Annotated in this window: 5 protein-coding genes; 3 read left to right on the top strand and 2 right to left on the bottom strand. The window is 69.0% G+C overall.

Annotated elements, in window-relative coordinates; genetic code table 11:
• The 3 genes from ACWIVK_RS07460 to ACWIVK_RS07450 form a co-directional block, all read left to right on the top strand.
• Nucleotides 1–954, top strand: a 954-nt coding sequence (locus ACWIVK_RS07460; RefSeq protein ID WP_448576019.1) for a COX15/CtaA family protein, incomplete at its 5' end; no start/stop codon positions are given.
• Nucleotides 955–982: 28 nt separating this feature from the next.
• Nucleotides 983–1,972 (top strand): ribosome small subunit-dependent GTPase A, encoded by a 990-nt coding sequence (rsgA, locus tag ACWIVK_RS07455; protein WP_448576018.1) that lies wholly within the window; start codon nucleotides 983–985, stop codon nucleotides 1,970–1,972.
• Nucleotides 1,969–2,448: a DinB family protein gene (locus tag ACWIVK_RS07450; protein WP_448576017.1), complete on the top strand. Its 480-nt coding sequence runs from the start codon at nucleotides 1,969–1,971 to the stop codon at nucleotides 2,446–2,448. Before rsgA ends, ACWIVK_RS07450 begins: the two co-directional genes overlap by 4 nt.
• A gap of 263 nt (nucleotides 2,449–2,711) precedes the next feature.
• Here ACWIVK_RS07450 and ACWIVK_RS07445 read toward each other — a convergent pair whose 3' ends face one another.
• Both ACWIVK_RS07445 and ACWIVK_RS07440 read right to left on the bottom strand, forming a co-directional pair.
• Nucleotides 2,712–3,491, bottom strand: coding sequence for a FadR/GntR family transcriptional regulator (locus ACWIVK_RS07445; RefSeq protein ID WP_448576016.1), 780 nt, complete (start codon nucleotides 3,489–3,491; stop codon nucleotides 2,712–2,714).
• A gap of 390 nt (nucleotides 3,492–3,881) precedes the next feature.
• Nucleotides 3,882–5,830 (bottom strand): response regulator (locus ACWIVK_RS07440; protein WP_448576015.1); only part of this gene is annotated, 1,949 nt, incomplete at its 5' end.

Genomic DNA, 5,830 nt, shown 5'->3' with positions numbered 1-5,830 from the left:
TGGATCGGGCGATTGGCGTGGGTGAACGCGGTGGCGATGGGACTGGTACTCCTTTTGGGGGCAACGGTCACCGCGACCGGCTCGGGTTTCGGCTGTGGCGAGTCGTGGCCGCTCTGCCACGGCCGGTTGCTTCCGCCGCTCACGGCGGAGGGGATCATCGAGTACAGTCACCGGCTCGCCACGCTGGTGAGTGGGCTGGTTCTGGTGGCGTTGCTCGCGCTGACGATCGTGGAGCGGCGAGAACTCTTCGCGCGGTGGGAAACGCGGATCGTCGCCGGAGTTCTAGTGGGGACGCTGCTCCTGCAATCGGCGCTCGGGGCAGCGGCGGTGCTGGCGCCGCGGCATCCGCTGGTCATGGCGGTGCACTTCGGCGTCTCGCTCACCGTCTTCGCCAGCGCGCTCCTCTTGGCGCTCGTCCTGACGCGGGGCGAGTCGTTGCGGGCTCGCCGGCGATTCCACGCGCCTGCTGGAGTCACCCGGGCCAGCTGGGGACTCTCGATCGGGACGTACGCCGTGGTGTACCTCGGCGCCTACGTGCGGCACACGCACGCGAGCCTCGCTTGCCTGGACTGGCCGCTGTGCCAGGGCCGGCTGATCCCGGATCTGGCGGGACCGACCGGGGTGGTGTTCCTGCATCGGCTGAGCGCGCTGGCCTTGACGCTGGCTCTGGTCAGCCTGGTGGTGCGGCTGTGGCGCGACCGGGTGCTGCGGCGCGAGCGTCCGGACCTGGTGTGGACTGGGCTCGTCGCGCTGGGGTTGCTGCTGGCCCAGTCGGCGACGGGTGCCTGGGTAGTCTGGAGCCGGCTGAGCTTGGCCAGCGTGCTGGGGCATGCGGCCGTCGTGACGCTCCTGTTCGGTACGGTAGCGGTGTTGGCCTACCAGTCGCTGCCGGAGCGGGCACTGATCGAGCGAGCTACTCGTGCTCCCGTCGCTGGTGTGTCGGTCTCACAATGAACGGAGGGGTCGAGGACGAGGGGGAACGGTGACGGAGGACGCTGACCATCCTGGTGGCGAGTGGCCAGCGAACATCGTGATCCGGGTACGGGGACCGTACTACGACGTCCTGACGCCTGCGGGTGTTCTGCGCTGTGTCGTGCGTGGTGCCCTCAAGAAGGAGCGCCGGCACGAGGACCTGGTCGTGGTCGGTGACCGGGTCGCGGTGCGCGTCGTCGCTCCAGGAGAGGGCGTGATCGAAGCGGTCGCGCCGCGGCGACGCGCGCTGGTGCGGCGAGCGCGCGATCGGGAGGCGGCGCAGGTCATCGTGGCGAACCTGGACCAACTGGTAGTGGTCATGGCGGCTGCCCAGCCGGACCTGAGCTTGGGGATGCTCGATCGCTTCCTGGTGGTGGCGGAGTCGCAGGACCTGCCGACGGTCATCTGCCTGAACAAGATCGACCTCGACCCGGCTGGACGAGCACGAGCGATGCTCGCGCCATACCGAGCGATCGGCTATCCGGTCGTCGAAACGAGCGTGGCCAGCGGAGCGGGCTTGCACGAGCTCTGGCAGACGATCGAGGGGAAACTGTCCGCGCTGGCGGGACCTTCGGGGGTCGGGAAGACGAGCCTCGTGAAAGCGTTCCGGCCGGACCTGGCACTCCGGATCGGGGCGGTGAGCGAGGCGACAGGGCGCGGCCGGCACACCACGACCGCGAGCGAACTCATTCAGCTCGACGAGCGGACGTTCCTGGTCGATACGCCGGGAATCGGGGTGCTGCATCTTTGGGCGATCCTGCCGGAAGAACTCGGCCGCTGCTTCCGAGAATTTCGGCCGTATCTGGGTGCCTGCCCGTACCGGGATTGTCGGCACCTGGATGAGCCGGGCTGTGCGGTGCGTGCGGCGGTCGAAGCGGGTCTGATCGACGCGGGGCGCTACGAGCGGTACCGTGCGCTCTACCAGGATCTCGTGGAGGAGACGGAACGGTACGGGCGCTGGGAGATCGAGCGGCTGCGGCGGGGAAGGAGAGTGCGATGAGCGACGAGTTGGTCTCGACGGTGCGGGCAGCGGTGGAGTCGACGGTGCGCGAGCAACATCAGGTCCTGCGGGAACTCGTTCAGGGGCTCAGCCCAGCGGTCCTCAACTGGTCACCGGGACCAGAGATGAACACGATCGCTGTCCTGGTCGCGCATCTCCTGGATGCCGAGCGCTCTCTCGTGGCGGCGGCGCTGGGCGAGGTGGTCGAGCGTGATCGTGAGCGCTGGTTCCGGTACGAGGCGCCGAGCGCGCTCGCGCTCCTCGAGCTGATCGACCGGACCGAACAGGAAACGAGCGAACGGCTCACCCGACTCACCGGCGACGCACTGGTGCGCGAGTGGACACCACCCAATGACCGACTGGGACGCTGCTTCAGCGGGATGCGCTGGCTGCTCCATGCCATCCAGCACAATCGGGAGCATATTGGACAAGCGTTGCTGACGCGGCAGCTCGCTGCTCAGCAAGGGATCGGCTGAGCGGGAAGGCATCGGCGATGCTGCCGTGGCTGGTGCGCGTCCTCGGTGTCGTGGTCGCGCTGCTGCTGGTGGGTGGGCTCTTCCTCTTGGCCTTCGCCAAGGCCGGGCTCTGGTGAGGGAAGAGACAACGTTGGTCCCGCTCCCCTGCACAGTCCGAGCGTCTGACCGGCCGCGCTGTCCGGCACCGTCTCGCTCCTAGCCGGTGATGGCGCTGAAAAAGACAGAGCGGGACGGAAATGCCCGTCCCGCTCTCGTGGTCTCGCTCAAGCGGCGGCGTGACGACCGTCGCTGCCAGTCGTGACTAGTTCACCCGCTGCTGGGGCGATTCCGGCGCGGAGCGCGCTGGCCACATGCTGGGCGTGCCGGTGCATCGCCTGCCGAGCACCGAGTGGATCACCGGCGGCGATCGCCTCATAGATCGCCTCATGGTCTTGCTGGAAGCGGGTGAGCTCCTCCGGTGCCCGCGTAGCCCACAGCCAACTGGCGAACAGCACCTCGCTGAGCGGTCGCTGTGCATCGCGGAGGAGGCGGTTTCCGGCACTCTCAGCGATCGTCGTATGGAAGAGCGCATCCAGATTGAGGTAGGCTGCCGGATCATCGACCGCCTTGCGCATCCGCTCGACCAGGTCGCGCAACCGGGACAGCTGCTCGGGGGTACGACGGGTGGCGGCTCGCTCGGCGGCACCGACGTCGAGGATCTCGCAGAGCTCGAGGAGTTCGCCCAGCCGACTGGCGTCCGGGCTCGAGCGGAGTTCCTCGAGGAGGACCATCGGGTCGAGATGGTCCCACTGCTCGATCGGCTGGACCCACATCCCGCTGCCATGCCGGACCGTGATCAGGCCCTTCTCGACGAGGATACGGATCGCCTCGCGAATGACGATGCGACTCACCCCGAATTGCCGGGCCAGTTCCGGCTCGGACGGCAGCGTGGTGCCGGGCGGCAATGCGCCACTGACGATTTGCCGCAGGAGTTCCTCGACGACTCGCTGATGGAGTCGCGCCTGGGTGATGGGCTTGGCAGTGACCGGTATCGCTCTCGTCATGATCCTCTCCTTACATGCGTTTCCGCGATGCAACATGTTCGCTTCTAAAGTCTACCCTTATCGCTTCGACGAACGCGGCAGCGACGCTCCGCCACTCGGATAAGTGTGCCGATTTTGCCTTGTGCAGTGTGCCAGGGTTTTCTCGACTCCGCTGGTGCGGCGACACAGCGAACCGAACGTACTGCAATGATCGACCGATGTGCGATCCGCTCGCACCGGTGCAGTCGAACGCGATCGCGCGTGGCAGCTGAGTGTGCTAGGGCACGAGGCATGGCGAGCTGGGGGTTCCCGGTCCGGCTCGAGCAGCAGAGGAACAGCCACTCGCTCTCGTCGGACTCCGTACCTCGGGAGCACTGGTCCTCGGCGGCGCAGCTCGGGGGCGAGACAGCATCAGGATCGGGTGCGGATGCCGAGCGCGTGCGCGAGTGCGATGGCCAATGCGGACCAGCTCAGGACGAGCGCGGCGTCCGGCACGACCGCTGGGAGGACATACCCGATCAGGAGCAGCGCGAGCGCGATCGCGGCCCAGCGCCAGCGGCGACCGAGCAGGCGACCGGCGGCCAGCGCAGCCGCGACCAGCAGGCTGGCCGCGATGATCGGCTCGCTCGTCGCGGGGACCGCTGGTCGGAGGGTGATGCCGAGTCGTCCCGGCGAGAGCGGCCCGGTCAGCGCGCTGGCCAGTGCGCTGGCGCCGGCACCGAAAGTCGGAAGCCATACCCAGGCACCGGCCGGGTGATCGAGCCGGGGGACGAGACACCGGGTCACGACGAGGGTGCCCAGTGTGAGCCCGCACAGGGCCGCGATCTCCACCAGGCCAGTGAGTCGCAGCGCCAGGAGGGTGGCGAGCGCGAGCGCTCCACTGCCGATCCAGCCCGTGGCGAACCACCAGCGTGGAACGAGGAAGGGACCAGTCATCATCGCTGTGCCGAGGGCCAGGACGAGGAGGCTCCAGCGCTGCCAGTCGGGGGAGCGGAGGACAGCGAGGAGCGCCGCACCGCACCCTCCGGCGAAGAGCGCCAGCGCGATCCCGGTCGACCAGGTGCGCCGGGAGGACAGTGCTGCGAGCACGAGTCCCAGCGCGCACCAGACGAGCGGGGCCAGCACCGGCTCGGGATGTCGGGCAGCGGCGAGGGCGAGCGAGAGACCAGCGAACGCGGCGGGAACAGCTGCCGGTTCGGTGCTCGCCCTCGCCCGTTTCCCGCTCCACCGGAGGAGGAGCGCCAGCAGGCTCGCCAGTACGGCGAGGACTGCGAGCGCGGCAGCTTCCTCGCTCGGTGCGGTCGTGCGGGAAAGCCAGCCGATCGTGCCGAGGGCGAGTGCGCCGTGGATCGCGAGCAGCGCTCGCAGCCCTGGTCGTGGCGCCGTCCCGGCTACGACGAGCGACGGGAAGCCAGCGATCCACGGTGCAGCGAGGAGAAGCGCTGGTCGACCGCCGCTCTCCAGCCAGGTCACGAGGAGCGGGATGCCGAGCGCGAGCGGTGCCAGTGGCAGCCACTCCCAGGCGACCGGATCGCTCGGCCGGCGGAGGCCTGACCAGGCGAGCCCGCTCGCCACAGCGACGGTTGCGGTGACCCAGAACGGGACGAGTGTGCGGGGGACGACTCCGAGCAAGAGTGGCAGAAGCGCGATCAGTGCGAGGGAGAGTGCGGCAGCCAAGAGGAAGCGGCGCTGCCAGGAGAGTGCCAGCGCGACGAGCGCGAGGTTGGTCGTCCCGGCGAGCGCAGCCGCCTGGAGCGTGACCGGTGCCGGCCGTGCGGCGAGGAGGCTCCAGCCCGTCGCCGCGGTGAGCGCCACGAGCAGCACGAGGTGGCCCTCGCTCCGGCGCTGCGGAGCGAGGGCGACGAGCCAGAGGAGCGCCAGACTCGCGAACTGCCCGGCCGCCAAAGTGATCCAACGGGCCAGGATCGGCGAGGGAAAGAGCAAGAGGGCGCTGGCGAGCGCGACGAGTTCGCCGATGACGAAAATACCTAGGAGAAGCCAGGTCGCCCACTGCGCGAGCGCGACGCGAGATGGTTTGGGGGAAACAGATCGGGGAATCGACACGGTCTCCGCTGCTCGTGCGGTGCCAGTTCTGGGTTGCCACACCGGGGGCCGGGACACTGCCGCGGCCGGCGGAGCGGGAGCGGTCGGTCGGTCAGCTGGCGGAGCGCTCGTCACTGGTTCTGCGGGAAGGTGGGATGGTGGCGGTGGCTCGCGAATGCCGCGTTGGGCGAGCTGGGCTTCCAGCCAGGCGAGACGCTGCTCGAGCTGGGCGATCCGATCAGCAGGATCCTGGCCTGGCAGTCGGGAAAACTGCCATGTTCGCACCTCACCGTCGGACGGGAGAGCGCCGTTGGCGG

This window comes from Thermomicrobium sp. (genome assembly GCF_053493975.1).
This window is presented reverse-complemented; position numbering and strand designations above follow the sequence as displayed.